The 814-nt window shown below is 34.8% G+C and carries 1 protein-coding gene; it reads right to left on the bottom strand.

Annotated elements, in window-relative coordinates:
* Positions 1-814: hypothetical protein (locus AADEFJLK_RS24905; protein ID WP_170065257.1), on the bottom strand; the 814-nt coding region annotated here is incomplete at both ends.

Genomic DNA, 814 nt, shown 5'->3' with positions numbered 1-814 from the left:
AGGAACTAGCGATGCTGAATTTTGTGTAGGTGCTGAAACATCGGTAGGGCACTGAAGTGAATAAAATAAGCCTAATGGATTATTATAATTCAGAAGAGTACGGCGTAAATCGAATAATGCCTGTGCCAAAAAACCACCTTCTAAATAGCTCTCAAGTATTTTTACCCCAAATACGGCAGCAAATGTAATTGGGATTTCAATTGTTGTTCCTAGTATTCCCAATGCTTTCTTTGCTTGAAACATTTTGAGAAAAGTCACGAAGGATAAGGGAGAGATAACACCACTTTTACATGAATTTAAAAAAATAATCGGGGCACGAGAAAAATTATGTTTTCGGTTTCGCAAATCATTAGGCGTAATATTTATTCCTTTATCAACCTCTAAAATTTCCTGAGAATTTTCTTGAAATGGAAAATTGGTAGTTCCATGACAATATAGGTATATCATTGTTGCATCGTTTGTAGAATTTATTAATGACTCTCTTATTTTATTCCCTGTATTAAATAAGTCCCCCAGTTGTTGGTTTTGAATCTTGGTTGAATAAAATTCTAAATGTGGTTTATCTGGCTCAAGCCTAGCATAACCTTTGACCTCATTGTTAATTGTCGGATTTATGCTTAGTAGAATATTCGGCTTATCATTTTTGTAATTATCTTCTGGAGTTGATAAGCCATGTTCTCCAGGCGAGGGAATACGAAAATAGTTTGTAATAAAACGGTATCCCCATAGATTTTTGCATAGCTCTCCTTGGTTATTTTCTGCTCTTGGGTTCAGTATTTCCCAAGGAAAAAAAGCACAATTAGTTGCTATTGTC

Source organism: Methylovulum psychrotolerans, assembly GCF_002923755.1.
Lineage (GTDB): Bacteria > Pseudomonadota > Gammaproteobacteria > Methylococcales > Methylomonadaceae > Methylovulum > Methylovulum psychrotolerans.
This window is presented reverse-complemented; position numbering and strand designations above follow the sequence as displayed.